The sequence below is a fragment of the Roseateles sp. DAIF2 genome, from assembly GCF_015624425.1.
Classification (GTDB): domain Bacteria; phylum Pseudomonadota; class Gammaproteobacteria; order Burkholderiales; family Burkholderiaceae_C; genus Kinneretia.
The window spans coordinates 1,335,080-1,361,180 of sequence record NZ_CP049919.1; the positions used below are offsets into that span (position 1 = coordinate 1,335,080).

25 protein-coding genes and 1 tRNA gene are annotated in these 26,101 nt (G+C 69.6%); 12 read left to right on the forward strand and 14 right to left on the reverse strand.

Going from position 1 to position 26,101, the window contains the following annotated elements; translation table 11 throughout:
• The first annotated feature begins 2 nt into the window (after positions 1-2).
• Together G8A07_RS06250 and G8A07_RS06255 are read left to right on the forward strand one after the other, a co-directional pair.
• Positions 3-1,748, forward strand: coding sequence for a proline--tRNA ligase (locus G8A07_RS06250; protein ID WP_195796210.1), 1,746 nt, complete (start codon positions 3-5; stop codon positions 1,746-1,748).
• The gene (locus tag G8A07_RS06255; protein WP_195796211.1) at positions 1,745-2,362 is read left to right on the forward strand and encodes a lytic transglycosylase domain-containing protein; all 618 of its coding nucleotides are present in this window, start codon (positions 1,745-1,747) and stop codon (positions 2,360-2,362) included. Before G8A07_RS06250 ends, G8A07_RS06255 begins: the two co-directional genes overlap by 4 nt.
• On the opposite strand, the gene G8A07_RS06260 is transcribed toward G8A07_RS06255, so the two are convergent.
• The 6 genes from G8A07_RS06260 to hemA all read right to left on the reverse strand — a co-directional run bounded on the left by G8A07_RS06260 (position 2,363) and on the right by hemA (position 7,476).
• Entirely contained in the window at positions 2,363-2,932 is a 570-nt protein-coding gene (locus G8A07_RS06260) for a UbiX family flavin prenyltransferase (RefSeq protein WP_195796212.1), read from the reverse strand.
• 88 nt (positions 2,933-3,020) lie between these two features.
• Complete coding sequence (gene grxD, locus G8A07_RS06265; protein WP_195796213.1) at positions 3,021-3,335, reverse strand: Grx4 family monothiol glutaredoxin; 315 nt, start codon at positions 3,333-3,335, stop codon at positions 3,021-3,023.
• Positions 3,336-3,438: 103 nt separating this feature from the next.
• Positions 3,439-4,083 carry a hypothetical protein gene (locus G8A07_RS06270; RefSeq protein ID WP_195796214.1) on the reverse strand — a complete coding sequence of 215 codons (645 nt, stop codon included), beginning with the start codon at positions 4,081-4,083 and terminating at the stop codon, positions 3,439-3,441.
• Positions 4,084-4,207: 124 nt separating this feature from the next.
• Positions 4,208-5,038: a peptide chain release factor N(5)-glutamine methyltransferase gene (prmC, locus tag G8A07_RS06275; protein WP_195796215.1), complete on the reverse strand. Its 831-nt coding sequence runs from the start codon at positions 5,036-5,038 to the stop codon at positions 4,208-4,210.
• Entirely contained in the window at positions 5,038-6,117 is a 1,080-nt protein-coding gene (gene prfA, locus G8A07_RS06280) for a peptide chain release factor 1 (protein WP_195796216.1), read from the reverse strand. The genes prmC and prfA overlap by 1 nt, the downstream gene beginning before the upstream one ends.
• Positions 6,118-6,186: 69 nt before the next feature.
• Positions 6,187-7,476 carry a glutamyl-tRNA reductase gene (hemA, locus tag G8A07_RS06285; protein WP_195796217.1) on the reverse strand — a complete coding sequence of 430 codons (1,290 nt, stop codon included), beginning with the start codon at positions 7,474-7,476 and terminating at the stop codon, positions 6,187-6,189.
• A gap of 124 nt (positions 7,477-7,600) precedes the next feature.
• Between hemA and G8A07_RS06290 the strand changes: the two genes are divergently transcribed.
• Positions 7,601-7,873, forward strand: coding sequence for a hypothetical protein (locus tag G8A07_RS06290; protein WP_195796218.1), 273 nt, complete (start codon positions 7,601-7,603; stop codon positions 7,871-7,873).
• A 3-nt stretch (positions 7,874-7,876) separates the two neighbouring features.
• On the opposite strand, the gene miaB is transcribed toward G8A07_RS06290, so the two are convergent.
• From miaB to G8A07_RS06315, 5 genes are all read right to left on the reverse strand, one after another.
• Positions 7,877-9,214 carry a tRNA (N6-isopentenyl adenosine(37)-C2)-methylthiotransferase MiaB gene (gene miaB, locus G8A07_RS06295; RefSeq protein ID WP_195796219.1) on the reverse strand — a complete coding sequence of 446 codons (1,338 nt, stop codon included), beginning with the start codon at positions 9,212-9,214 and terminating at the stop codon, positions 7,877-7,879.
• Positions 9,215-9,227: 13 nt separating this feature from the next.
• Entirely contained in the window at positions 9,228-9,623 is a 396-nt protein-coding gene (locus tag G8A07_RS06300) for a hypothetical protein (RefSeq protein WP_195796220.1), read from the reverse strand.
• Positions 9,624-9,728: 105 nt separating this feature from the next.
• Positions 9,729-10,976: a cardiolipin synthase ClsB gene (clsB, locus tag G8A07_RS06305; RefSeq protein ID WP_195796221.1), complete on the reverse strand. Its 1,248-nt coding sequence runs from the start codon at positions 10,974-10,976 to the stop codon at positions 9,729-9,731.
• Positions 10,973-11,713: an endonuclease/exonuclease/phosphatase family protein gene (locus G8A07_RS06310; protein WP_195796222.1), complete on the reverse strand. Its 741-nt coding sequence runs from the start codon at positions 11,711-11,713 to the stop codon at positions 10,973-10,975. The genes clsB and G8A07_RS06310 overlap by 4 nt, the downstream gene beginning before the upstream one ends.
• A gap of 109 nt (positions 11,714-11,822) precedes the next feature.
• Positions 11,823-12,320 carry an alpha/beta fold hydrolase gene (locus G8A07_RS06315; RefSeq protein ID WP_195796223.1) on the reverse strand — a complete coding sequence of 166 codons (498 nt, stop codon included), beginning with the start codon at positions 12,318-12,320 and terminating at the stop codon, positions 11,823-11,825.
• On the opposite strand from G8A07_RS06315, the gene G8A07_RS06320 reads away from it, so the two are divergent.
• Positions 12,308-12,598: a tyrosine-type recombinase/integrase gene (locus G8A07_RS06320; RefSeq protein WP_195797625.1), complete on the forward strand. Its 291-nt coding sequence runs from the start codon at positions 12,308-12,310 to the stop codon at positions 12,596-12,598. The genes G8A07_RS06315 and G8A07_RS06320 overlap by 13 nt on opposite strands.
• A 125-nt stretch (positions 12,599-12,723) precedes the next feature.
• Here G8A07_RS06320 and G8A07_RS06325 read toward each other — a convergent pair.
• Positions 12,724-12,800: transfer RNA gene (locus G8A07_RS06325), tRNA-Met, on the reverse strand.
• 111 nt (positions 12,801-12,911) lie between these two features.
• Here G8A07_RS06325 and ftsY point away from each other — a divergent pair.
• The gene (gene ftsY / locus G8A07_RS06330) at positions 12,912-14,105 is read left to right on the forward strand and encodes a signal recognition particle-docking protein FtsY (protein ID WP_195796224.1); all 1,194 of its coding nucleotides are present in this window, start codon (positions 12,912-12,914) and stop codon (positions 14,103-14,105) included.
• Here the strand turns inward: ftsY and G8A07_RS06335 are convergent.
• Positions 14,068-15,024 carry a LysR substrate-binding domain-containing protein gene (locus G8A07_RS06335; RefSeq protein WP_249937246.1) on the reverse strand — a complete coding sequence of 319 codons (957 nt, stop codon included), beginning with the start codon at positions 15,022-15,024 and terminating at the stop codon, positions 14,068-14,070. The two genes, ftsY and G8A07_RS06335, sit on opposite strands and share 38 nt — an antisense overlap.
• Positions 15,025-15,121: 97 nt before the next feature.
• On the opposite strand from G8A07_RS06335, the gene G8A07_RS06340 reads away from it, so the two are divergent.
• Together G8A07_RS06340 and G8A07_RS06345 are read left to right on the forward strand one after the other, a co-directional pair.
• On the forward strand, positions 15,122-16,066 hold the full coding sequence (locus G8A07_RS06340; protein WP_195796225.1) for an NAD-dependent epimerase/dehydratase family protein: 945 nt from the start codon (positions 15,122-15,124) through the stop codon (positions 16,064-16,066).
• Positions 16,053-16,655, forward strand: coding sequence for a LysE family translocator (locus G8A07_RS06345; protein ID WP_195796226.1), 603 nt, complete (start codon positions 16,053-16,055; stop codon positions 16,653-16,655). The genes G8A07_RS06340 and G8A07_RS06345 overlap by 14 nt, the downstream gene beginning before the upstream one ends.
• Positions 16,656-16,659: 4 nt before the next feature.
• Here the strand turns inward: G8A07_RS06345 and ffh are convergent, their stop codons facing one another.
• The gene (ffh, locus tag G8A07_RS06350) at positions 16,660-18,051 is read right to left on the reverse strand and encodes a signal recognition particle protein (RefSeq protein WP_195796227.1); all 1,392 of its coding nucleotides are present in this window, start codon (positions 18,049-18,051) and stop codon (positions 16,660-16,662) included.
• 46 nt (positions 18,052-18,097) lie between these two features.
• Here ffh and G8A07_RS06355 point away from each other — a divergent pair, with 46 nt between their 5' ends.
• The 5 genes from G8A07_RS06355 (at position 18,098) to G8A07_RS06375 (ending at position 26,048) form a co-directional block, all read left to right on the forward strand.
• Positions 18,098-18,937 (forward strand): inner membrane protein YpjD, encoded by an 840-nt coding sequence (locus G8A07_RS06355; RefSeq protein WP_195796228.1) that lies wholly within the window; start codon positions 18,098-18,100, stop codon positions 18,935-18,937.
• Between the two features lie 3 nt (positions 18,938-18,940).
• Positions 18,941-19,201: a PP0621 family protein gene (locus G8A07_RS06360; RefSeq protein ID WP_195796229.1), complete on the forward strand. Its 261-nt coding sequence runs from the start codon at positions 18,941-18,943 to the stop codon at positions 19,199-19,201.
• Positions 19,198-21,096: a PAS domain-containing sensor histidine kinase gene (locus G8A07_RS06365; protein ID WP_195796230.1), complete on the forward strand. Its 1,899-nt coding sequence runs from the start codon at positions 19,198-19,200 to the stop codon at positions 21,094-21,096. Before G8A07_RS06360 ends, G8A07_RS06365 begins: the two co-directional genes overlap by 4 nt.
• The gene (locus G8A07_RS06370) at positions 21,093-22,643 is read left to right on the forward strand and encodes a sigma-54 dependent transcriptional regulator (protein WP_195796231.1); all 1,551 of its coding nucleotides are present in this window, start codon (positions 21,093-21,095) and stop codon (positions 22,641-22,643) included. Before G8A07_RS06365 ends, G8A07_RS06370 begins: the two co-directional genes overlap by 4 nt.
• 495 nt (positions 22,644-23,138) lie before the next feature.
• Complete coding sequence (locus tag G8A07_RS06375) at positions 23,139-26,048, forward strand: ribonucleoside-diphosphate reductase subunit alpha (RefSeq protein ID WP_195796232.1); 2,910 nt, start codon at positions 23,139-23,141, stop codon at positions 26,046-26,048.
• The last annotated feature ends 53 nt before the right edge of the window (positions 26,049-26,101 follow it).

Sequence of the window (26,101 nt, forward strand, 5' to 3'; positions counted from 1 at the left end):
CCATGAAAGCCTCCCAGTTCTTCATCTCCACGCTGAAAGAAGCCCCCGCCGACGCCGAAGTGGTCAGCCACAAGCTGATGATGCGTGCCGGCATGATCAAGCGCCTGGGCGCCGGCATCTACAACTACATGCCGATGGGCCTGCGCGTGATCCGCAAGGTGGAGAACATCATCCGCGAGGAGATGAACCGCGCCGGCGCCGTCGAGCTCTTGATGCCCGTCGTTCAGCCGGCCGAGCTGTGGCAGGAAACCGGCCGCTTCGACAAGATGGGCCCCGAGCTGCTGCGCGTGAAGGACCGCCATGAGCGCGACTTCATCATCCAGCCGACCTCGGAAGAGGTGGTGACCGACATCGCGCGCCAGGAACTGCGCAGCTACAAGCAGCTGCCGAAGAATTTCTATCACATCCAGACCAAGTTCCGCGACGAGCGCCGTCCGCGCTTCGGCATCATGCGCGGCCGCGAGTTCACGATGAAGGATGCCTACTCCTTCGACCGCGACGTCGAGAGCGCGGGCCGCAGCTACGAGAACATGTACGCGGCCTACTGCAAGATCTTCGACCGCCTGGGCCTGGAGTACCGCGCCGTCGCGGCCGACACCGGCGCGATCGGCGGCGACCGCTCGCACGAGTTCCAGGTGATCGCGGACACCGGCGAGGACGCGATCATCTACTGCCCCACCAGCGACTTCGCGGCCAATATCGAGCTGGCCGAGGCCGTGGCCCTGCTGGCCGCCCGCGCCGCGCCTGCGCAGGCGCTGACCAAGACGCCGACGCCGGGCAAGAGCACCTGCGCCGATGTGGCCGAGCTGCTGAAGCTGCCGCTGGCGCAGACCGTCAAGTCCCTGGTGCTGGCCACCGACGAGCTGAACGAGACCGGCGACATCGCCAAGAGCCAGGTCTGGCTGCTGCTGCTGCGCGGCGATCACGACCTGAACGAGGTCAAGGCCGGCAAGGTCGAGGGTCTGAAGGCCGGCTTCCGCTTCGCGACCGTGGCCGAGATCGAGGATCACTTCGGCAGCAAGCCCGGCTACCTGGGCCCGATCGGCCTGAAGAAGCCGGTCAAGGTCATCGCCGACCGCACCGTGGCCAATATGGCCGACTTCGTCTGCGGCGCCAACGAGGCCGACTTCCACTACACCGGCGCCAACTGGGGCCGCGACCTGCCCGAGCCCGATCTGGTGGCCGACATCCGCAACGTCGTCGCCGGCGACCCCTCGCCGGACGGCAAGGGCGTGCTGGCGATCCAGCGCGGCATCGAGGTCGGCCATGTGTTCTATCTCGGCACCAAGTATTCGGCCGCGATGAACGCCAATTTCCTGGACGAGACCGGCAAGCCCAAGCCGATGGAGATGGGCTGCTACGGCATCGGCGTGACCCGCATCCTGGGCGCGGCGATCGAGCAGAACCATGACGAGCGCGGCATCATCTGGCCGGACGCGATCGCGCCCTTCACCGTCGTGGTCTGCCCGATCGGCATGGACCGCAGCGAGGAGGTCAAGGCCGCCGCCGTGAAGCTGTACGAAGAGCTGCAGGCGCTGGGCGTCGACGTGCTGCTGGACGACCGCGGCGAGCGCCCCGGCGCGATGTTCGCCGATTGGGAGCTGATCGGCGCGCCGCATCGCGTCGTGCTGTCGGACCGCGGCCTGAAGGAAGGCCAGGTCGAGTACCAGGGCCGCCGCGATGCCGAGGCCACCAAGCTGGCCCTGGCCGAGGTCGTGTCCCATCTGAAGGGCAAGCTGAAGCTTTGAGGCGGCGTGGCCTGCTGATCTCGGCAGCCGCGCTGACGGCGCTGTCGCCGCTGCGCGACGCGCAGGCCGGTGCCCAGGTCGAGGAACCGCTGGCCGATGCCGTGCGCTCGGCCCTGTCCTCGGCCGTCGCCAACAGCGCGCCGCCCAAGCCGCGCTTTAACCAGGTCGAGGAACGCCTGGCCTATCTGCGCTGGCTGGGCGAGATGAGCGAGCGGCTGAAGAAGCGTCTGTCGGAGGCGCAGACCCGCATCGAGTTCCTCGAGACCGTCTGGTACGAGAGCCGGCGCGCGGGCCTGGAGCCGAGCCTGGTGCTGGGCCTGATCCAGGTCGAGAGCGGCTTTCGCAAGTACGCGATCAGCGTGGCCGGCGCGCGCGGCTATATGCAGGTGATGCCCTTCTGGGCCCGCGTGATCGGCGACGGCAATGCCTCGCACCTGTTCCACATGCAGACCAACCTGCGCTTCGGCTGCGTGATCCTGCGCCACTACCTCGACCGCGAGAAGGGCGACCTGTTCCTGGCCCTGGGCCGCTACAACGGCAGCCGCGGCAAGGCCGAGTATCCGAACCTGGTGTTCGGCGCCAGGAAGCGCTGGCTGATGCCCGGCGAGGCCTGATCAGGGCCGCAGGCCGTTCCAGGCCTGCGGCGCGGCGCCGGCCACGCCGGCCAGCTCCAGCACCCGCTCGGCGCTCTCGTTCACCAGCTCCTCGATGCTCTTCGGGTGGTGATAGAAGGCCGGCAGCGGCGGGAACACGATGCCGCCCATCTCGGTCACGGCAGTCATATTGCGCAGATGCGCCAGGTTGAAGGGCGTCTCGCGCACCATCAGGATCAGGCGGCGCCGTTCCTTCAGCGTGACGTCGGCGGCGCGCGTCAGCAGGTTGTCGCCGAAACCATGGGCAATCGCGGCCAGGCTCTTCATCGAGCAGGGCGCCACCACCATCGCGGCGGTGGCAAAGCTGCCGCTGGCCACGCAGGCGCCGACATCGCCGGGCGCATGGCTGAAGCTGGCCTCGGCCTCCAGCGCCTGGCGGCTCAGGCCCAGCTCATGGTGCACGTTCAGCACGCCGGCCGGCGTGACGATCAGGTGCGTCTCCAGCCCCAGCTCGCGGCCGCGGCGCAGCAGGCGCAGGCCGTAGGCCGCACCGGTCGCGCCGGTGATGCCCACGACGAGTCGCTGAGTCATTGGAGCCCCTCGTTCAAGGAGTACCTTGAACGATCCCCCGAGGGGATGCGGGCCGGCTTGGGAGCGGCCCGGCGCTCGGCCCGTGCCATCAAGCGGCGAGCACTTGCTGCAGCTCGCCGGCCTGGTACATCTCCATCATGATGTCCGAGCCGCCGACGAATTCGCCGTTGATGTAGAGCTGCGGGATCGTCGGCCAGTTGGCGTAGTCCTTGATGCCCTGGCGCACCGCCTCGTCTTCCAGCACATTGAAGGTCTTCAGGTCGGAGACGCCGCAGGCCTTCAGGATCTGGATCGCGCGGCCGGAGAAGCCGCACATCGGGAACTGGGCCGTGCCCTTCATGAACAGGACCACCCGGTTGCTCTTGACCAGGTCGTCGATGCGTTGCTGGACGTTGTCGCTCATTGTCTGTACCCCATGGATTGATCGCGGCACCGTTCGCCCGGCGCCCATGCCGCGATTATCGGCCAGGGCCGGGCGGCGCGTCGCGCCGGGGCTTTGCGCGGGCTCAGAAGCTGTAGTTCAGGCCCAGCTGCAGCACCGGGCGAAAGCGCATGTCGAGCAGCAGCTCCTCCAGGCTCTGCGCGCCTTGCGGGCCGCGACCCAGGCGCAGCTCGTCGCGGCTGCCGGACTTGACCAGGCCGAGGTCGGCGCTGAAGCCCCAGCCTCCGCGCAGGGACTGGCCGGTGTAGCCGATGCCCAGATAGGGCCGGGTGCTGAGCCCGCCATCGGTGGCCGGCAGGGTGGGGCCGAAGCTGCTGAGATGGCGCTGGCCGATCGCCAGGCCGCGGCTGGTCGGCGGGCGCAAGGCCAGGCCGCCGCTACTTTCGGTCATGGCCGCGGAGCCGACCAGCAGGCCGCCGGTGGTGCGCAGCCCTCCCTGGAAGTTGGCGTTCGGGGCCGAGCTGGTCAGGTAATAGTCGCCCAGCAGATTGGCGCTCAGCAGGCTGTGGCCGCCGCTGCGGTCGTCCAAGCTGCTCAGCTGCACGCGCGTCTGCCAGCGCAGCGACTTGGTTTCCAGCGGCGCCAGCTGCAGGCCCTCGGCCCGTGCTTGCTGGTACAGGCCGCCCGCCAGCAGGCTCAACAGCATCAGGGCGCCGAGGTTGCGGCGAGTGCTGAGAGAGGAGAGCGGAACCCGAGCTGCGGTACGCATGGCAACCTCCTGATGAGCGGCGGCCCGGGCCGCGACCGCGGACCCGGATGCGACCCATACTACCTCCGCCGGCGCGGGCCGTGGGAGTGAAACTGGGCGAGATTCGGGGGGCAGATGTGGCTTTTTAGGCAGCCGGGCCGCCCGGCCAGCGGCCGCCGCTGACGCGCGGCTGCTCGCCCAGGTCGCGGCGGTTGGCGACCTCGGTGAAGCCCCGGGCGCTCAGCAGGGCGGTGACCGCCCCGGCCTGGTCATAGCCATGCTCCAGCAGCAGCCAGCCGCCGCTCGCCAGATGCGCCGGCGCGCCCTCGACCAGGATGCGCAGCGCGGCCAGCCCATCGCCCTCGGGCGTCAGCGCCGAGCGCGGCTCGTGACGCAGCGCCGGCAGGTGCGGGTCGTCGCCGGCGATATAGGGTGGGTTGCTGACGATCAGCTCGAAGCGCCGGCCGGCCAGCGGCTGCCACCAGTCGCCGGCCAGGAATTCGACGTCCAGCGCCAGCCGCCGGGCATTGGCCTGGGCCATCGCCAGCGCGCCGGGGCTCAGGTCGACGGCGCTGACCGTGGCCGCCGCAAAACGATGCTTGATCGCCAGCGCGATCGCGCCGCTGCCGGTGCCCAGGTCCACCGCGCGAGGTGCCGCGCCCAGGCCGGGCAGCAGCTCCAGCGCCCAGTCGACCAGCACCTCGGTATCGGGCCGCGGCACCAGGGTATGGGCATCGACCCGCAGCGTGAGGCCGTGGAATTCCTTGCTGCCGACCAGATAGGCCAGCGGCACATCCTGCAGGCGCTGCGCCAGCCAGTCGGCGAAGCGCGCAGCCTGCTCGGCCGTCAGCTTGGCATCGTCGTGGCTGATTAGCCAGCCGCGTTCGACATTCAGCAGCGCGCCCAGCAGCAGCTGGCCCTCCAGCCGGTCCAGGCCGCGCGCGCGCGCCTCGGCCAGCGCCTGGGCGACGTTCATCAGCGGCCTTCCAGGCCGGCCAACTGCTCGGCGGCCTGGGCCGACTGCAGGCCGGCCAGCACATCGTCCAGATCGCCGTTCATGATCTGGTCCAGCTTGTAGAGCGTCAGGTTGATGCGGTGGTCGGTGAGGCGCCCCTGCGGGAAGTTGTAGGTGCGGATGCGATCGCTGCGGTCGCCGCTGCCGATCAGGCTCTTGCGCTGGGCGGCCTCCTTGGCGGCGCGCTCGTTCTTGTCCTTGTCGCGCAGGCGCGCGGCCAGCACGGCCATGGCCTTGGCCTTGTTGCGGTGCTGGCTGCGGTCGTCCTGGCATTCGGCCACGAGACCCGTGGGCAGATGGGTGATGCGGATCGCGCTGTCGGTCTTGTTGACGTGCTGGCCGCCGGCACCACTGGCGCGGAAGGTGTCGATCCGCAGCTCGGCCGGGTTCAGCTGGATCTCCTCGGCCTCGTCGGGCTCGGGCATCACCGCGACCGTGCAGGCGCTGGTGTGGATGCGGCCCTGGCTCTCGGTCGCCGGCACGCGCTGCACGCGGTGACCGCCGGACTCGAACTTCAGGCGCCCGTAGACGCCATCGCCGTCCAGGCGCACGACCAGTTCCTTGTAGCCGCCCAGGTCGGAGGCGTTCTCCGACAGGATCTCGCTCTTCCAGCCCTGGCGCTCGGCGAAGCGCAGGTACATGCGCGCCAGGTCGCCGGCGAACAGGGCCGATTCGTCGCCGCCGGTGCCGGCGCGGATTTCCAGGAAGGCCGGGCGTTCGTCGTCCGGGTCCTTGGGGATCAGGGCCAGCTGCAGCTCCTCGTGCAGGCGGGCGATGTCGGCCTCGGCGGCGGCGATCTCCTCGCGCGCCATCTCGGCCATGTCGGGATCGTCGAGCAGCTCGCGCGCGGCGGCGAGATCCGCCTCGCGCTGCTGGTAGCGACGGTAGTTGCCGACCAGGCCGCTGGCTTCGGCCTGCTCCTTGGTCAGCGCGCGGTAGCGCTTCATGTCGGCGGCGACGGCGCCGTCGGCCAGGATGGTGTCGAGTTCCGTCAGGCGGAAGGCCAGGCGTTCGAACTGCTGGCGCAGGGAATCTTTCATGGGGCAATAGCGGCAATCAGGCTGAAGGGCCGGCGAGGCTGAGCCAGGACCGGGGCGACTTCAGCGCCGCTAATGCTCGGCCGGGTTGCGTGAACTGTTGCGCAGGAACAGGCGCGAGACGGTCTGGGCCAGCTGCATGCGCTGCTCGCCCTCGCTGGCATGCAGCTCGGCCAGCGCGCCATGCAGCATCTTCTGGGTCAGGCCGCGCGACAGCGCGTCCAGCACCGCCTCGACATCCTCGCCGCGCGCCAGCAGCTTGCGGGCGCGGGCGATCTCGTTGGCGCGCCAATCGTCGGCCTGCGCGTTCAGGGCCTGGATCAGTGGCACCGTGTGGCGCTGGCCCAGCCAGTGCACAAAGCTCTGCACGCCGGCCTCGACGATGGCCTCGGCCTGCTCGACCGCGGCCTGGCGCTTCTCGCCGGCGCTGCGCACGAGGGTGGAGAGGTCGTCGACGGTGTAGAGATAGACATCGTCCAGCTGCGCGACCTCGGGCTCGATGTCGCGCGGCACGGCCAGGTCGACCATGAACATCGGGCGGTGCTTGCGCGCCTTCAGCGCGCGCTCGACGGCGCCCAGGCCGATCAGCGGCAGGCTGGAGGCGGTGCAGGAAATCACCGCGTCGAATTCATGCAGGCGCTGCGGCAGGTCGGCCAGGCGCACCGCCTCGGCCGACAGGCGGCCGGCCAGCTTCTCGCCGCGCTCCAAGGTGCGGTTGGCGATGGCCATGTGGCGCGGCGTCTTGGCGGCGAAATGGGTGGAGACCAGCTCGATCATCTCGCCGGCGCCGATGAACAACACCTTGATCTTGCTGAGGTCCTCGAACAGCTGCGAGGCCAGGCGCACCGAGGCGGCGGCCATGCTGATCGAATGCGAGCCGATCTCGGTCGAGCTGCGCACCTCCTTGGCCACCGAGAAGCTGCGCTGGAACAGCTGGTGCAGGGTGGTGCCGAGCGTGCCGGCCTGGTCGGCCTCGCGCACGGCCTGCTTCATCTGGCCGAGGATCTGCGGCTCGCCCAGCACCATCGAATCCAGCCCGCTGGCGACGCGGAAGGCATGGCGCGCTGCGGCGCTGTCCTCCATCACATAGGCATGGTCCAGCAGGGCGCTGCTGCCGACCCCGCCGACCCGGGCCAGCCAGTCGACCGCCGGGCGCACCATCTCGGCATGGCCGGCGACATAGAGCTCGGTGCGGTTGCAGGTGGAGATCAGCGCGGCCTCGGGGCCGGCCTTGCGGGGGCCCTGCAGCTGCTCGCGAAAACCCAGCAGGGTGGGCGCCAGCTGCTCCAGCGAGAACGCAAAACGGCCGCGCAGATCCAGGGGCGCGGAGTTGTGGTTCAGGCCGAGGGCGAAGACGCTCATGAAGGAATTATAAAATTTGTGTCTTGTTCGCGTGCAGCCGGGGCCGTCATTCCCCGCACATGCGATTGATGCGCATCAAGAAAAACCGCGCACGCCCCGACGAACCCACCGAGTCCCATCGATCTTGAGCGCCCTGGATTTCCTCTGGCATCTGTGCAATTTCTTCGCCCCGGCCTGGGTGGTGGCCGCGCTGATGGCGGCCGGGCTCAAGCTGCTGTGGCGCACGGAGCTGAAAGCCAAGCCCTGGCGCGGGCTGGCGCTGTGGGGCGGGGTCGGCGGCTCGCTGGGCCTCTTGGCCGCCCTGGCCCTGCTGGGCCGGGACGGCAAGATGGCTGGCTATGGATTGATGATCATCGCCATTGCGCTGCCGCAATGGCTGCTCAGCTTGAAGCGTTGACGATCAGGCGCTGACGCTCTCGTTCACCACCACCTCGGCGCGCAGTGAATGCGCGAAGGCCTGGGTGATCGTGACGTCGATCAGCTGGTTCATCAGGCGCGGCGCGCCCTTGAAGTTGACGATGCGGTTGCACTCGGTGCGGCCCATCAGCTCGCTCGGATCCTTGCGGGCATTGCCGGTGACCAAGATGCGCTGGGTCGTGCCGACCATGGTCTCGCTGATGCGCACCGCGTTGGCTTCGATCTCGGCCTGCAGCTCCTGCAGGCGCTTGACCTTGGCCTCGTGCGGGGTCAGGTCCTCCAGGTTCGCGGCCGGCGTGCCGGGGCGCGGGCTGAAGATGAAGCTGAAGGACGCGTCGAAGCCGACATCGCGCACCAGCTTCATCAGCTTGGCATGATCCTCCTCGGTCTCGCCGGGGAAGCCGACGATGAAGTCGCTGGCGATGCGGATGTCCGGCCGGATCGCGCGCAGCTTGCGCACGATGCTCTTAAACTCCAGCGCGGTGTAGCCGCGCTTCATCGCCATCAGGATGCGGTCGCTGCCATGCTGCACCGGCAGGTGCAGGTGGTTCACCAACTGGGGCACCTTGCCATAGGTCTCGATCAGGCGCGGGCTGAACTCGTTGGGGTGGCTGGTGGTGAAGCGCAGGCGCTCGATGCCGGGGATCTCGGCCGCGTATTCCAGCAGCAGGGCCAGGTCGGCATGCTCGCTGGTATTGCCCATCTTGCCGCGGTAGGCATTGACGTTCTGGCCCAGCAGGTTGATCTCCATCACGCCCTGGTCGGCCAAGCCGGCGATCTCGGTCAGCACATCCTCGAAGGGGCGCGACATCTCCTCGCCGCGCGTGTAGGGCACGACGCAGTAGCTGCAGTACTTGGAGCAGCCTTCCATGATCGAGACGAAGGCCGACGCACCCTCGACCTTGGCCGGCGGCAGGTTGTCGAACTTCTCGATCTCGGGGAAGGAGATGTCGACCTGCGGGCGGCGCAGGGCCTGGCGCGCCTCCAGCATCTTGGGCAGGCGGTGCAGGGTCTGCGGGCCGAACACCACGTCCACATAGGGCGCGCGTTCGATGATGGCCGCGCCTTCCTGGCTGGCCACGCAGCCGCCGACGCCGATCATCACGCCTTTCTCTTTCAGATGCTTGACCCGGCCCAGGTCGCTGAACACTTTCTCCTGCGCCTTCTCGCGCACCGAGCAGGTGTTGAACAGGATCAGGTCGGCCTGCTCCGGGTCCTCGGTCTTCTCGTAGCCCTCGGCGGCGCCGAGCACATCGGCCATCTTGTCCGAGTCGTACTCGTTCATCTGGCAGCCGAAGGTCTTGATGTACACCTTTTTCATCGTCGTCTTTCCTTCAGCGCTTGGTCCAGGTCTGGGTGCCGGGCTGGAACAGCCAGGTCGCGCCCTCTTCGGGGGTGGTGGGCCAGGGCTTGTTGGCCAGCTCGGCGGGGTTCAGCACCCAGACATCCATCAGCATGCCGGTCGAGGGCTCGACGGTGTAATGCACGATCAACTTCTGGCCGATCACGCTGGCGGGCTGCAGCAGCAGATGGGTGTCGCCGCGCAGGCGCGCGCCGGGGGCCAGCTTGGCCGGCTTGTCGTTCAGGCTGACCAGCGGGGCCTGCTGCACGACCAGCTCGCCGCGCAGCGCGGTGGCGGGGAAGGAACGGTGCACCTGGGCCTGGGCCGGCAGGCTGCAGACGAGCGCCGCGGCGCAGGCGGCAAGGAGAGACGAGGCACAGCGGTACATGGTATGTGTCCAGTGGCTGCGTTGAGGGGGCGAAAGACAAACGGCCCAAGGGATATGTATGCCTCAGGCCGTCAGCGATTCGGGGAAGGCCGCAATTTTAGACGACTATCGCCCGGCCGGGCCGGGCGCCTGCTCGCCGGCCCGCCATTGCCAGGCCTGGGCGGGCTGCTCGGTGCGCGCACCAGCACCGAGCTCTCGCCGGCCCTGCGCGCGCGCCGGCAGCCGCGCGGCCCAGCGCGGGAAATGCCGCAGCACATGGAAGGCCAGCGCGCCCACGCCCAGCGGCCACCACCAGCGCCGCGCCGGCGTCTGCTCCAGCTCGACGCGCCGGCAGTGCTCGCGCATCAGCGGCAGCAGCCGGGCGCGCAGCGCGGCGTTGAAGGCGCGGTCGCGCACCATCAGATTGGCCTCCAGGTTCAGCGCCAGGCTCAGGGGGTCGAGATTGCTGGAGCCGACCGTCGCCCATTCCTCGTCCACCAGGGCCACCTTGCCATGCAGTGGGCGCTCGCGGTATTCGTGGATGCAGACGCCGGCGCGGATCAGCCGGTGGTAGACCATGCGCGCCGCCCAGGTGGCCCAGGGGATGTCGGGCCGGCCCTGCAGGATCAGGTGCACCCGCACGCCGCGCCGGGCCGCGCGCTGCAGGCTCTTCAGCAGCCGGTAGCCGGGGAAGAAATAGGCGTTGGCGATGATCACCTCATGCCGCGCGGCGTGCAGGGCGCGGCGGTAGAAGCGCTCGATGTCGTCGCGGTGGCGGTGGTTGTCACGCGTCGCGAGCAGGGCCTCGGCCTGGCCTATCGGAGGCGGGGGCAGGGGAGTCGGCGTTTGGGCCGGTGCGATCAGCCGCTGCGCCGCGCGGTGCAGCTGCGCCACCACCGGGCCCTCGGCCCGCAGCGCATAGTCCTGCTTGGCCTCGGGGCCGTAGTCGCTCAGATGATCGGCCGAGAAGTTGATGCCGCCGATGAAGCCGATGCGGCCGTCCACCACGACGAGCTTGCGGTGCAGGCGGCGGAACGGCCGTAGCCGGCGCGACAGCAGGCGCGGCGGCGGATCGAACACATGCAGGCGCACGCCGGCCTCGGTCAGACCGCACACGAAGGCCTCGGAAAGCTCGGGCGAGCCGAAGCCGTCCACCGTGAGCTCGACGCGGATGCCACGCCGCGCCGCCGCCAACAGCACCGCATGCAGCGCCAGGCCGACCTTGTCCTCGAACAGGATGAAGGTCTCGATCAGCACCTCGCGCTCGGCCGCCTCGATCGCGGCGAACACCGCGGGGAAGAACTGCTCGCCGTTCTCCAGCAGCTGCAGACGGTTGCCGCCGACCCAGCCTTGCTCGTCGTCGCGTTTTTTCATAGCCGGATCTCCGCGGCCAGCGGCGCATGGTCCGACAGATGGGACCAGGGCCGGCGCGGCAGCAGGAGCGGGCGCTGCACCGCGACGCCGCGCACATAGATGCGGTCCAGCCGCAGCAGCGGCCAGCGCGCCGGGAAGCTGCGCGCCGCGCGGCCCTGGCTCTGCACGAAGACCTCGCGCAGGCCTGCATGGCGGCGCAGCAGGCGGTGCGCGCGCTCGCGCCAGTCGTTGAAGTCGCCGGCTACCACCAGCGGGCAGTCGGCGGGCAGTTGCGCGACCAGCCGGCACAGGGCGCGCAGCTGCTGCTGGCGATGCGCCTCGCGCAGCCCCAGGTGCACGCAGATCGCATGCAGCTCGCGCCCGTCGGGCAGGGCCAGCACGCTGTGCAGCAGGCCGCGCCGTTCCGGCCCGGCGACCGAGACGTCGTGGTTGGCATGCTGCCGGATCGGGAACTTGGACAGCAGGGCGTTGCCATGGTGGCCTTGCGGGTACACCGCGTTGCGGCCATAGGCATGGTCGCTCCACAGGCTGTCGGCCAGGAACTCGTAATGCGGCGCCTGCGGCCAGCCCGCCACCCGGGCCGCATGCAGCTCATGCTCGCCCAGCACCTCCTGCAGGAATACCAGGTCGGCCGAGACGCTGCGCACCGCCTCGCGCAGCTCGGGCAGGATGAAGCGCCGGTTGAAGACACCGAAGCCCTTGTGCAGATTGACGGTCAGCAGGGTGATCAGGCTCATGGTGAACCATGCTGGACGCTGGCGCGTTGGCGCGGTGTCGGACGGCGCCGCATGCCGGCATCGGACGGCGGCGCGCCTCCGGCGTGTTGGCGGGAAGGGGAGGCTGGCTTCAATCCCGGGTGCTGCCGGCTCGTTCGATGACCTGGCGGATGGCAGCCAGCACCAGCTCCGGCGCCATTTCCTGCACTCGGTGATGGGTCTGGATGCGCTGAACCGTGGACTGGGGGTAGAGCTGATCAAGCCGACGTTCGGCGACATCGGGATCGGCCGTCCAGACGCCGAAGTCCTCGGCGTAGATCACGCCCTTGAAGAGATCCTTCAGCAAGCCTTCGGGCTTGCCGGCGCGCGGATCGGCCTGGGCGACCAGCCGCAGCACCGGCTTGCTGAAAACGCCGGGTTGGGAGAGCAGTGCCGCGCCGATGGCCGGCGCATGCCGGAGCTCTCGCTGCACCTGGCCCGACGCGAACAGGTACAGCCCCATGCGCGTGTACCAGGGATAGTCGCCGCGAGGCTTCAGCGCGCCAGGCGGCAGCGCGTCCACCAGCACCAGGCCAGCCGCCTGCTCCGGATAGAGCTTGGCAAACAGCTGCGCATATTGCCCGCCCATCGAATGTCCGACGAGGATATAGGGTGACCCACGCGCTACGCCACACGTTCGCGAGCCACTTCATGATGGCTGGCGGCAACATCCTCACCCTGCAGAAAATCCTCGGCCACCAAAGTCTGACGATGACGATGCGGTACGCGCACCTTGCGCCTGAGCACCTGCAAGAGGCGAAAGCGCTGAACCCACTGGCCTTGATGAAGTCGAGCGACAACTTTCGCGCGCGAAAGTCAGAAGGGCGTGCAGCCAACCATGCGGAAGAGGCGAATACGCCGGCGTGAGCTGCGACCGTCCACGGCGTGCCCGCTGAAATTGCCGTTGACACTCGGTTGACACCGCCAAAGAAAAAGCCCGCACTTGGCGGGCTTCTTTGTCGTCTAAGTGCTTGTCGCAAAAAGACTTTATTTGGTGGCGCTTCAGGGATTCGAACCCCGGACCTGCGGATTATGATTCCGTCGCTCTAACCGGCTGAGCTAAAGCGCCTCAAGCCCATAAGTATAGCCAAGTTTTGGAGGACAATGCAAGCATTGCCGAAGAGTTTTTGTTTTTCTTCACTCGACGGCCCCAGCAGCCCTCGCAAAGCCCCCTCTCCAGATGTTCAGTTTCCTCAAGAAGAAGTTAGGTTTCGGCGGTGGAGACAGCAGTGCTCCGGCGCCGGCCCCCGTCGAACCTGCGGCACCGCCGTCGCTGCCGGCCAGCCCGCCCGCCTTGCCACCCGCGCCCATCGAGCCGGTGCAGGTCCAAGCGCCGGCTCCGGTGCAGCCCGTCCAGCCTGCGCCCCCCGCGCCCCCCGCGCCCCAGAGCCCGGCGGTCGAGGCAAGCGCGCCGCCGCCGGTGCCGATCGTCGTGGAGGCGGCGCCGGTTCCGGCGCCAGTGCCCGAGGCGGCGCCGCGCAAGAGCTGGCTGGACAAGCTGCGCGCCGGCCTGCGCAAGACCGGCTCCAGCATCGCCCAGGTCTTCACCGGCACGCAGATCGACGATGCGCTGTATGAAGAGCTGGAGGCCGCGCTGTTGATGGCCGATGCCGGCGTCAAGGCGACCGAGTTCCTGCTGGAGGACCTGAAAAAACGGGTCAAGGAGGCCAAGCTCACCGAGCCGGCCGCGGTGCGCGGCCTGCTGGCCGATGCGCTGACCGATCTGCTGAAACCGCTGGAGAAATCGCTGGTGGTCGGCGCGCAGACGCCGACCGTGATGATGGTGGTCGGCGTCAACGGCGCCGGCAAGACCACCAGCATCGGCAAGCTGACCCGCCATCTGGCCGAGGCCGAGGCAAAGGTGCTGCTGGCCGCGGCCGACACCTTCCGTGCCGCGGCGCGCGAGCAGCTCTCGGTCTGGGCCGATCGCACGCGGGTCGAGATCGTCAGCCAGGAGGGCGGCGATCCCTCGGCCGTCACCTATGACGCGGTGGTGGCCGGCCGCGCGCGCGATTGCGATGTCGTGATCGCCGATACCGCCGGCCGCCTGCCGACCCAGCTGCACCTGATGGAGGAGCTGAAGAAGATCAAGCGCGTGATTGCCAAGGCGCAGGAGGGTGCGCCGCACGAGGTGCTGCTGGTGGTGGACGGCAACACCGGCCAGAACGCGCTGAGCCAGGTCAAGGCCTTCGACGATGCGCTGGGCCTGACCGGCCTGATCGTCACCAAGCTGGACGGCACGGCCAAGGGCGGCGTGCTGGCGGCGATCGCGCGCGAGCGCGCGATTCCCGTCTACTTCATCGGCGTCGGCGAGAAGCTGGAAGACCTGCAGACCTTCAGCGCGCGCGAGTTCGCGCAGGCCTTGCTGGAGTGAGCGCGGGGCCGCGTTTCTTCTTCATCAGCATGGCCGCGCAGACGGCCTGCGTCGCGGCCAGCTCCTCCCGGATCCAGGCCGCGAAGGCCTGCACCGGCGCGGCCTCGCTGCGCGCGGCGCCGAGCAGCAGCCGGTAGCCGTAGCCGCTGGACCAGGGCCCGCCGGCCACCGGCAGCAGCCGGCCGCGCGCCAGGTCCTCCTCGGCCAGCGCGAAGGGCAGCAGGGCCAGGCCTTGCCCCGCCACTGCCGCCTGCACCAGCAGGCCGCCATGGCTGTAGCTGCGCGAGAAATCCCAATGCGGGCTTGTCCTGATGCCCTCGGCCGCCAGCAGCGCCAGCCAGGGCCCGGGGTCGCCCTCGTGCAGCAGCGGCTGGCGCAGCAGCGCGCTCAGCGGCTGGCCGGCCGGCGCCAGCGCCGGGCTGTGCGCCAGCACCCATTGTTCGCGGTACAGCAGCTCGGTCTCATCCCCCTCTTGATAACGCAGCGCCGCATCGCAGCCGCCGCCGGCCAGGTCGGCCAGCTGGTCGCTGGCCTCGACCCGGATGTCCACCGCCGGATGGCTCTCGGTGAAGCGGTGCAGGCGCGGGATCAGCCATTTCATCGCCAGCGAATGGGTGGTCGAGACGCGCAACAGGGCCGGGTCTTGCGTCGCGCGCAGCGTCGTCACCTGCGCACGCAGCTCGCCGAGCTGGCGCCGCAGGGTCTGCGCCAGCTCGCTGCCGGCCGGCGTGATCGCCACATGCCGCGCATGCCGCACGAACAGCTGGAGGCCGAGCGAATGCTCCAGCTGCTTGATCTGCTGGCTCAGCGCCGAGCGGGTCTTGTGCAGCTCGGCCGCGGCGAGCTGGAAGCTGCCGAGTCGGGCGGCGGCCTCGAAGTCGAGCAGGCCGGACAGGCTGTGCAGCATCGGTGGTGGCATCAGGGTCTGAATTTCTAACGCTCAGGGTTCACGATTCTCGCTGTTCGTCGTCTGGTCGCTGGAAGAGACTGGCGCCGAGTCAGTTTCGGAGCATCTCATGAGTCAATCCATCTTGGTCATCGGCGGCACGCGCTACTTCGGCATCCGCCTGGTCGAGCGCCTGCTGGAGGCCGGCCACCAGGTCACGCTGGCGACCCGCGGCCGCGCGGCCGATCCCTTCGGCGCGCGGGTGCGGCGCCTGCGCGTGGACCGGCGCGACCCGGCCTCGATGCGCGCGGCCTTCGGCGACGAGGCGCGCTACGACCTGGTCTACGACCAGATGTGCTACAGCCCGGGCGACGCGGCGATCGCGGTCGAGCGCTTCGGCGGCCGGGTCGGGCGCTACCTGATGACCTCGACGATCGAGACCTACGAGGCCCTGCATGGCCGGGTGCTGCGGCCCTATCTGGAGGCCGACCTGGAGCTGGCGGCGGAACCGGTCGATGCGAGCCTGCCCTGGACCGACCCGGTCTTCGCCGAGACCCATTACGGCCGCGGCAAGCGCCAGGCCGAGGCGGTGCTGGCGCGCGAGGGCGCCGATCTGCCCTGGGCCAGCCTTCGCGTCGGCCATGTGCTGGGCGGGCCGGAGGATTTCACCGGGCGGCTGGCGCGCCATGTCGAGCGGGTCTGGCGCGGCGAACCGCTGCACCATGCGGTGGCGGCCGGCCTGAGCTCCTTCATCGATGTGCCGGGCGTGGTCGACTTCATGTGGTGGGCCGGCGCGCAGGACTTCCGCGGGCCGGTCAATGTGGCGGCGGACGGTCTGCTGTCCGCGCCGCTGCTGCAGCAGCGCATCGCGCGCCGGCTCGGGCACGAGGCGCTGGCCCGGCCGCAGCCGACGCCGGGCCCGACCGAGTTCGACTATGCCGCGCCGCATGTGATGGACACCGGCCGCGCACGCGCGCTGGGCTGGACCTTCGGGCACAGCGATGCCTGGCTGGAGGCGCTGATCGATGCCCATGTCGCGGCGCTGGAGCGGGAGCCTGGCGATGCTCGCGCCTGAGACCCTGGCCGCCTTTGTGTCGGCGGCGCTGCTGGTGATCGTGGTGCCGGGGCCGACCATGCTGATGGTGCTGGGCCAGCTGCGCCACTCGCGCCTGCGTGCCGCGGCGGCCGTGGCCGGCGTGGTGCTCGGGGATCTGCTGCTGATCGCCGCGGCGGGCTTGGGCCTGTCGGCCCTGCTGCAGCAATGGCCGCTGCTGCTGAGCCTGCTGCGCTGGGGCGGGGCGGCCTATGTGGCCTGGATGGGGGTGAGCATGCTGCGCGCCGAGCCGGGGCCGGCACGCGCGGCGCCGGCGGCCGGCGGCTTTCGCGCGGCCCTGCTGCTGACCCTGGTCAATCCAAAGCCGGTGCTGTTCTTCGCGGCCTTTTTCCCGCTGTTCCTCGGCGCGGCCAGCGCGCCGGGCGGCGCCTGGCTGAGCGGCTTCCTGCTGTTGGGGCTGCTGTTCGAGCTGCTGAACGTGGGCTGCTATGCGCTGCTGATCGGCGCGGCCGGCGCGCTGGGCCGGCGCCTGCGCTGGCGCGCGATCTGGGTGCAGCGCGCCAGCGGCGCGGCGCTGCTGCTGTGCGCGCTGCTGGTGCTGCTGGCCTGACTGCTTACTTCAGGCCCGGCGGCATCATGCCGCCCAGGCCCTTCATGCCGCCCATCTTCTTCATCATCTTCATCAGGCCGCCGCCCTTCATCTTCTTCATCATGCCCTGCATCTGGTCGAACTGATTCAAGAGGCGATTGACCTCCTGGATCTGCACGCCGGCGCCGGCGGCGATGCGGCGCTTGCGGCTGGCCTTGCTCTTGCCGTCCATCAGCAGATTCGGCTGGCGGCGCTCCTTGGCGGTCATCGCGTTGAGGATGCCCTCCATGCGCTTCATGTCGCGCTCGGCCTTGTCCATGTCGGCGGCGCCGGCCTTGGCGGTCATCTGGGTCGGCAGCTTGTCCATCAGGCCGGACAGGCCGCCCATCTTCTTCATCTGCGAGATCTGGGCCAGGAAGTCGTTCAGATCGAACCCGTCGCCGGACTTCAGCTTGTTGGCCAGCTTCTCGGCCGCGGCCATGTCGACGCCCTTGGTGACCTCTTCCACCAGCGCGACGATGTCGCCCATGCCCAGCACGCGGCCGGCATGGCGTTCGGCGTCGAAGACCTCGAGGCCGTCGATCTTCTCGGACACGCCGGCGAACTTGATCGGCGCGCCGGTGATCTGGCGCACCGACAGCGCCGCGCCGCCGCGCGAGTCGCCGTCCAGCTTGGTCAGCACCACGCCGGTCAGCGGCAGCGCGTCCTTGAAGGCCTTGGCGGTGTTGATCGCATCCTGGCCCTGCATCGCATCGACGACGAACAGGGTCTCGACCGGATTCAGCGTGGCGTGCAGGTCGCGGATCTCGGCCATCAGGGCCTCGTCGATCGCCAGGCGGCCGGCGGTGTCGACCAGCAGCACGTCGAAGTAATGCTTCTTCGCGTAGTCGATCGCGGCCAGCGCGATGTCGTGCGGCTTCTGGTCCGCGCTGGTGGCGAACCATTCGCCGCCGGCCTGCTTGGTCACGGTCTTCAGCTGCTCGATCGCGGCCGGGCGGTAGACGTCGGCCGAGACCGTCAGCACCTTCTTCTTGCGCTTCTCGATCAGGTGCTTGGCCAGCTTGGCGGTGGTGGTGGTCTTGCCGGCGCCCTGCAGGCCGGCCATCAGGATCACCGCCGGCGGCTGCGCGGCCAGGTTGATGTCGGCGATGCCTTCGCCCATCGTCGCGGTCAGCTCCTTGTGCACCACCGAGACCAGCACCTGGCCGGGGTTCAGCGAGCCGACCACCTCCTGGCCGAGCGCCTTCTCCTTGACGCGGGCGATGAAGTCGCGCACCACCGGCAGGGCCACGTCGGCCTCCAGCAGGGCCATGCGCACTTCGCGCAGCATGTCCTGCACATTGCTTTCGGTGATGCGGGCCTGGCCGCGCATCGTTTTGACGAGCTGGCTCAGGCGATCGGTCAGGGTGGAGGCCATGGGGGAGGCGCCACGGGGAAGCGGGCGCGCAAATTACACTGTGGCGATGATTTTATCGTTCGCCTCCTCGGGTCTGCCCGGCATGCTGCTGGCGGCCAGCAGTCTGGCCGCCCTGCTGGCCTATGGCGCGGTCGCGCTGACGCCGGAGAAGGGCGATGGCGCAAGGCTGCGCGGCCTGCTGGTGCTGGGCTGGCTGATGCATCTGCTGGCCCTGGTGCTGGACATCGCCGGCATCGGCGCGACGCAGCCCGGCGCGCGTTTCGGCTTCGCGCCGGCGCTGTCGATGACGATCTGGCTGGTGCTGGCCGTCTATATGGTGGAGAGCCGTTTCGTGCCGCTGCCCGGCGCGCGTCGCCTGCTGGCGGCGCTGGCCGCGACCGGCGTGCTGCTGGCCTGTGCCTATCCGGGCGAAAGCCGCCCGCTCGCGGTCTCGCCCTGGGCGCCGCTGCACTGGGTGCTGGGCCTGGCATCCTATGGCCTGTTCGGCGCCGCGGTGCTGCATGCGGTGATGCTGAACCGGGCCGAGCGCCAGATGCGCCTGAAGAAGTCGGGCGCGGGGCAAGGCCTGGCCCCGCTGGGCATGCCGCTGCTGCGGCTGGAGCGGCTGACCTTCCAGTTCGTCGCGGCCGGCGTGGTGGTACTGTCGCTGGCGCTGCTGCTGGGCTGGTGGTTCACGCCGCTGTGGCGCTGGGATCACAAGAACCTGCTGTCGGTGCTGGGCTGGCTGGTGCTGAGCGGCCTGCTGACCGGGCGGCGCGTGTTCGGCTGGCGCGGCCGGCGCGCGACGCGCTGGCTCTACCTGGGCGCCGCGCTGCTGTTGCTGGCCTATGCCGGCTCGCGGTTCGTGCTTGAAGTGCTGCTGCAACGTGCCGGCGGCACCTACTGAGCGATGAAATACCTGCTTCTGATTCTCGTCGTCGGCCTGGTGTTCTTCATGCTGGGCTTCAAGCGCGCGCGGCCGCGCCAGATGCCGCCGCCGGCCCCGACCCCGCCGCCGCCCGAGCACAACAAGACCTCCGACGCGCAGGACATCGTGGCCTGCCTCGAATGCGGCCTGCATGTGCCGCGCGGCGAGGCGCTGCCGGGGCGCGGCGGCCTGTTCTGCAGCGCCGCGCATCGCTCGGCATTCGAGGCCCGGTCCGGTTCATGAGCGCGGCGCAGGCCCCGCAGCCGCCGGAGCGCCGCGGGGGCGACCGCCGCCGCGGCGAGCGGCGTCGCCACGAGCGGCGCGGTCCCGGTGGCGCCGATGGGCACAGCAGCTGGTTCGGCGGCGCCGCCGAAAGCCCCGACCCCGCCATGCTGGACAGCGAGCCGCCGCCCAGCGCCGCGGGCGCCGAGTCGCAGTTCTTCTTTGCGCGCCAGACGCGCCGGCTGGCCAATGCCGGCGGCACCGCCTTCCAGCGCCTGTACCGCGCCTGCCTGTCGGCGCGCGTCGCGCTGGGCCTGACCCTGGTTGGCATGCAGCTGCTTGGCGGCCTGCTGGGCGCGGCCCGCGTGCCCTGGGCGCTGCCCCTGTGCGGCCTCTATGCGGCGCAAGCCCTGACCCTGTGGCTGCTGCCGCGGCTGCAGCGCGGCGTGTCGGCCCAGTCCTTTGCGCGGCTCAGCAGCCCGCAGTGGTGGCTCAGCATCGGCTGGGACCTGGCGCTGTTCGGCGCGCTGCATGCGCTGGATCGCGACGCCGGCGTCAGCTATGGCGCGTTGCTGGTGATGCCGGTGCTGATGGCGGGCGTGCTGACGCCGCGCCTGCTGGCCCTGGCCACCGCCGCGATGGCGGCGCTGCTGACCCTGGGCATCGCCGCCTGGTCGGTGCTGCACAGCGGCGAGCTGGGCCTGCGCATGACGCAGGCGGGGCTGGCCGGCGTGGGCTTCTTCGTCGTCGGCCTGCTGGCCAGCGAGCTGGCCAGCCGCCTGGCGCGCGAGGAGCGCGCGGCACGCGGCAGCCTGGAGCTGGCGCGCCAGCAGGCGCAGCTGAACCGGCTGGTGATCGAGGAGATGGCCGAGGGCGTGCTGGTGGTGGACCGGCGCGGCCATGTGCGCGCCGCCAACCCGGCCGCGCGCGGCCTGCTGTCCGGCGCGGCGATGGTGCGCAGCGCGCCCTTTCCGCTGAACGGCGTGCCGGCCTGGGAGCCGCTGGTGGCGGCGGTCGAGCGCGCCTTCACCGAGGGCGCCTGGCCGGTCGAGGGGCGCGACGTGGCGCTGCAGCTGGAGGGCGGTGAGGCACGCAATCTGCGCCTGCGCATGCGCTTCACGCGCCGGCGCGAGGCCCAGGGCAGCGGCGAGGACCTGTGCGTGCTGTTCATCGAGGACGTGCGCAATGTGCTGGCGCGCAGCCGGCAGGAGAAGCTGGCTGCGATGGGGCGCATCTCGGCCGGCATCGCGCATGAGATCCGCAACCCGCTGGCGGCGATCGACCAGGCCAATGCGCTGCTGGCCGAGGACTGCGGCGCCAATGCGCAGTCGGCCCGCCTGACCGCGATGGTGGCCTCCAATGTGCAGCGCCTCAAGCGCATCGTCGACGATGTGATGGAGGTGGCGCCGGGCGTGCTGCCGCAGCCGCAGCCGCTGGACGCCAACGCGCTGGTGCGCGAGGCCTGCGAGGACTGGGCGCGCACCAACCGGCTGGACACCGGCCCCGCCGGGCCGCTGGCGCTGAGCCTGCCGGGCCAGGTCTTGCCGGTCGCCTTCGAGCCCGAGCATCTGCGCCGGGTGCTGGTCAATTTGCTGGACAACGCGCTGCGCCATGCCGAGCCCGGCCCCGGCTCGGTGCAGCTGGGGCTGCGCGCGCAGTCCGAGCAATGGGTGCAGCTCGCGGTGTTCAGCGCCGGGCCGGCCCTGCCGCCCGAGGTGGAGCGCCATCTGTTCGAGCCCTTTTTCTCGACGCGCAGCCGCGGCTCCGGTCTCGGCCTGTATATTTGTCGCGAGCTGTGCGAGCGCTATGGCGGCCGCATCGACTACCAGCGCCAGCGCGCCGCCGGCCACAGCGGCAATGAATTCGTCATCACCCTGCGTCGCCTGCCGGCCGATGCCGTTCCTCCCGCACCATGAGCCCAGCACCCGTCTACAGCCTGCTGGTCGTCGATGACGAACCGGATCTGCGCACCCTCTATGAGCTGACCCTGCTGCGCGAGGGCTATGAGCTCGACACCGCCGGCTCGGTGGAGGAGGCGATCGCGCGGCTGGGCGAGCGCGGCTACAGCGCCGTGATCACCGACATGCGCCTGCCCGACGGTTCGGGCCTGGATGTGCTGGCCTGGCTGGAGCGCCACGGGCGGCGCGAGAAGGCGCTGGTGATCACCGCCTTCGGCTCGGCCGAGAACGCGGTCGAGGCGCTGAAGGCCGGCGCCTACGACTACCTGACCAAGCCGGTCGACCTGCGCCAGTTCCGCAGCGTCGTGGCCTCGGCGCTGGGGCGTGCGCCGGCGGCGCCGACCGTGGCCGGGGCGGCAGCCGCTGCTCCTGCCGCGCCGGCCGAGCGGCCCGAGCGGGCGGCGCCGCGCCCCACGGCGAGCCCGCGCAGCGCCCGGGTGGCCGCGCCGGCGCCGGCGGCCCTGCACCGCCTGGCCGGCGATTCGGCCGCGATGCAGCAGGTGCGAGCCTTGATCGAGAAGGTGGCGCGCAGCATGGCGCCGGTGCTGCTGCAGGGCGAATCCGGCACCGGCAAGGAGCTGGTGGCGCGCTCGATCCACGAGGCCAGCCCGCGCGGCCAGCGCGCCTTCATTGCGGTCAACTGCGGGGCGATTCCCGAGCAGCTGCTGGAGGCCGAGTTCTTCGGCTTCCGCAAGGGCGCCTTCACCGGCGCACATGAGGACCGCGAGGGCTTCTTCCAGGCCGCGCATGAGGGCACCTTGTTCCTGGACGAGATCGGCGACCTGCCGCTGGCGATGCAGAGCAAGCTGCTGCGCTCGATCCAGGAGCGCTCGGTGCGGCCGGTCGGCGCGGTGGCCGAGGCTCCGGTCAATGTGCGCATCCTCAGCGCCACCCACAAGGACCTGGGCGCCGAGGTGGCGGCCGGGCGCTTCCGCCAGGATCTGTTCTACCGCCTGAACGTGATCCAGATCCGCGTGCCGCCGCTGCGCGAGCGCATCGAGGACCTGGCCGCGATCAGCGAGCGGGTGCTGGAGCGCATCGCGCGCGATGCCGGCGTCTCGCCGCCGCCACGTCTGGCCGCGGCGGCGCTGGCGCAGCTGGCGCGCTATGCCTTCCCGGGCAATGTGCGCGAGCTGGAGAACCTGCTGCACCGCGCGCTGGCGCTTTCGGGCGGCGAGAACATCGGGGCGGAGGACCTGGGCCTGCCCGAGGCGCTGCTGGACGACTCGCAGCTCGGCGCGCTCGATGCGGCCGAGCCGCCGCAGCCGGCCGTCGAGGCGCGGCCGGCCGCCGGCGAGCGGGCGGAAGAAGAGGCGTTGCCGCAAGACCTGGCCCTGTACCTGGACGAGGTGGAGCGCAACATCCTGTTGCGATCTCTGGAACGACACCGTTTCAACCGCACCGCGGCCGGGGCTTCCCTGGGGCTTTCCTTGCGCCAGATGCGCTACCGCATGGCGCGCCTGGGCATCACCGAGGGGTCCGGCGCGGACGGCGAGGGCGCCTGAGCCGCGCACGCCGCGCCAATATTGGCGCGGCCTGGCGGCCGGTTTCGCGCTGCGAGCGAGCGCCGGCGCGGCCTTGCGCGCGCGAGGCCCCTGTTCATCGCGCGAGTCGCATGGCCGCGCCGCCGCCGGCGCCGCGCTGGGTTGATCGCTAGCGCGATCCCATCCCTAGGTCAACGGGGTTTGAACGCTATTGGTAGTGCTTGAAGCTGCCATGTCCGCTAGATATAGTGTTCCTCGTGGTATCCTTCTGACCTCGGCAAGACCTGACATGCCTCACTCCTATGCAGCCGTTTCGCCCGGCGCCCTCACCTCGGTGACCAGGCGCTCCGGGTGGGCAACGAGGTCAGCAGAAAGAGGGGTGCCGGTAGTGCGCGACTTGAGTCGCGCGCCCGCCCGGTCGCCTCTAGCCAGCAACAAAACCGAATGCGAATCCAGGGCAGCGCGCCGCTTGCTCCGGAACCGCGTTTTCTGAACAAGACACAGACGAGGACATCTATGCAAACCGTTGTCGCCAGCACCGCATCGGACGCGGCCGCCCACAACCCCGCTCACGGCGCGAGCGGCGGTCCGGGTAAACCGTCCGTCTACCAGGCCTATCAGATCATCCGTCGCAATGGCGCGGTGGTGTCCTTCGAGCCCAGCAAGATTGCCGTGGCGCTGATGAAGGCCTTCCTGGCGGTGCATGGCACCAGCGGTGCGGCCTCGGCGAGCGTGCGCGAGACGGTGGACGGCCTGACCGAGAACGTGGTGCGCGCGCTGCTGCGCTCGCGCCCGGCCGGCGGCACCTTCCATATCGAGGACATCCAGGACCAGGTCGAGCTGGGCCTGATGCGCGGCGGCCACCATGAGGTGGCGCGCGCCTATGTGCTGTACCGCGAGCGCCGTGCGCAGGAGCGTCTGGCCAAGGGCGAGGTGGACATCACCGCCGCCGGCGTGCAGGACACCGGCCTGACGGTGATCGACGGCGGCCAGCGCGTGCCGCTGGACCTGGCCAAGCTCGCGGCCCTGATCTCGAGCAGCTGCGCCAACCTGGGCGCCGATGTGAAGCCCGAGCCCATCATCGCCGAGACCAAGCGCAATCTGTACGACGGCGTGCCGATGGACGAGGTCTACAAGGCCGCCATCCTGGCCGCTCGCACCCTGATCGAGAAGGACCCCGGCTACACCCGCGCCACCGCCCGCCTGCTGATGCACACGATCCGCCGCGAGATCCTCGGCGAGGACGTGACGCAGGAGCAGATGCAGACCCGCTACGCCGAGTACTTCCCCGGCTATATCAAGAAGGGCGTGCAGGCCGAACTGCTGGACGAGAAGCTGCAGCAGTACGACCTGGTCAAGCTGGGCGCCGCGCTGAAGGCGGACCGCGACCTGCAGTTCGACTACCTGGGCCTGCAGACCCTGTTCGATCGCTACTTCCTGCATATCGGCGACCAGCGCATCGAGATGCCCCAGGCCTTCTTCATGCGCGTCGCGATGGGCCTGGCCCTGAACGAGATCGACCGCGAAGCGCGCGCGATCGAGTTCTACGAGGTGCTGTCGAGCTTCGACTTCATGAGCTCGACCCCGACGCTGTTCAACTCGGGCACGCGCCGCTCGCAGCTGTCGAGCTGCTACCTGACGACCGTGGCCGACGACCTGGACGGCATCTACGAGGCGCTGAAGGAAAACGCGCTGCTGTCCAAGTTCGCCGGCGGTCTGGGCAACGACTGGACCCCGGTGCGCGCGCTGGGTTCGCACATCAAGGGCACCAACGGCAAGTCGCAAGGCGTGGTCCCGTTCCTGAAGGTGGTCAACGACACCGCCGTCGCGGTGAACCAGGGCGGCAAGCGCAAGGGCGCGGTCTGCGCCTATCTGGAATCGTGGCACCTGGACATCGAGGAGTTCCTGGAGCTGCGCAAGAACACCGGCGACGACCGCCGCCGCACCCATGACATGAACACCGCGAACTGGATCCCCGATCTGTTCATGCGCCGTGTGATGGATGGTGGCGACTGGACCCTGTTCAGCCCCTCGACCTGCCCGGACCTGCACGACCTGTTCGGCAAGGCCTTCGAGAAGGCCTATGTCGAGTACGAGGCCAAGGCCGATCGCGGCGAGATCAAGCTGTTCAAGCGCATGCCGGCCAAGGACCTGTGGCGCAAGATGCTCTCGATGCTGTTCGAGACCGGCCATCCCTGGATCACCTTCAAGGACGCCTGCAATGTGCGCTCGCCGCAGCAGCATGTGGGCGTGGTGCACTCGTCCAACCTGTGCACCGAGATCACGCTGAACACCAATGACAACGAGATCGCGGTCTGCAACCTCGGCTCGGTGAACCTGGTCCAGCACCTGAAGGACGGCCAGATCGACCACGCGAAGCTGAAGAAGACGGTGGCCACGGCCATGCGCATGCTGGACAACGTGATCGACATCAACTACTACGCGGTCAAGAAGGCGCGCGACTCGAACCTGCGCCACCGTCCGGTGGGCCTGGGCATCATGGGCTTCCAGGACGCGCTGTACGCGCTGCGCACGCCCTATGCCTCCAACGAGGCGGTGGAGTTCGCCGACCGTTCGATGGAAGCCGTCTGCTACTACGCCTACCTGGCCTCGACCGAGCTGGCCGCCGAGCGTGGCCGCTACTCGAGCTACCGCGGTTCGCTGTGGGACCGCGGCATCCTGCCGATCGACTCGCTGGACCTGCTGGCCGAGGCCCGCGGCGGCTATGTGGAAGTGGACCGCTCCAGCACGCTGGACTGGGACGCGCTGCGCGCCAAGATCGCCAAGGACGGCATGCGCAACAGCAACTGCGTGGCGATCGCACCGACCGCGACCATCTCCAACATCATCGGCGTGGACGCCTCGATCGAGCCCTGCTTCGGCAACCTCTCGGTCAAGTCGAACCTCTCCGGCGAGTTCACCGTGATCAACGAATCGCTGGTGCGCGACCTGAAGAAGCTGGGCCTGTGGGACGACGTGATGGTGATGGACCTGAAGCATTTCGATGGTTCGCTGCGTCGCATCGACCGCGTGCCCGAGGAGCTGAAGGCCCTGTACGCCACCGCCTTCGAGGTGGAGACGGTGTGGTTGGTCGAGGCCGCCGCACGCCGCCAGAAGTGGATCGACCAGGCCCAAAGCCTGAACATCTACATGGCCGGCGCCTCCGGCAAGAAGCTGGACGAGACCTACAAGCTCGCCTGGCAACGCGGCCTGAAGACGACCTACTACCTGCGCACCATCAGCGCCTCCTCGGCCGAGAAGAGCACGGTCAGCAAGACCGGCCAGCTGAACTCGGTGTCGAGCGGCGCACCCCTGATGGCCGCAGCACCGGTCGCCGCGGCGCCGGTGGTGGCCGACGAGCCGATGCCCGCGACCGACGTGCAGTTCTGCGCGATCGACGACCCGGGCTGCGAAGCCTGCCAGTAAGTCGATGAAGAAAAGGCCCGATCGCGAGCGCGGTCGGGCCCACCCGAATGCTC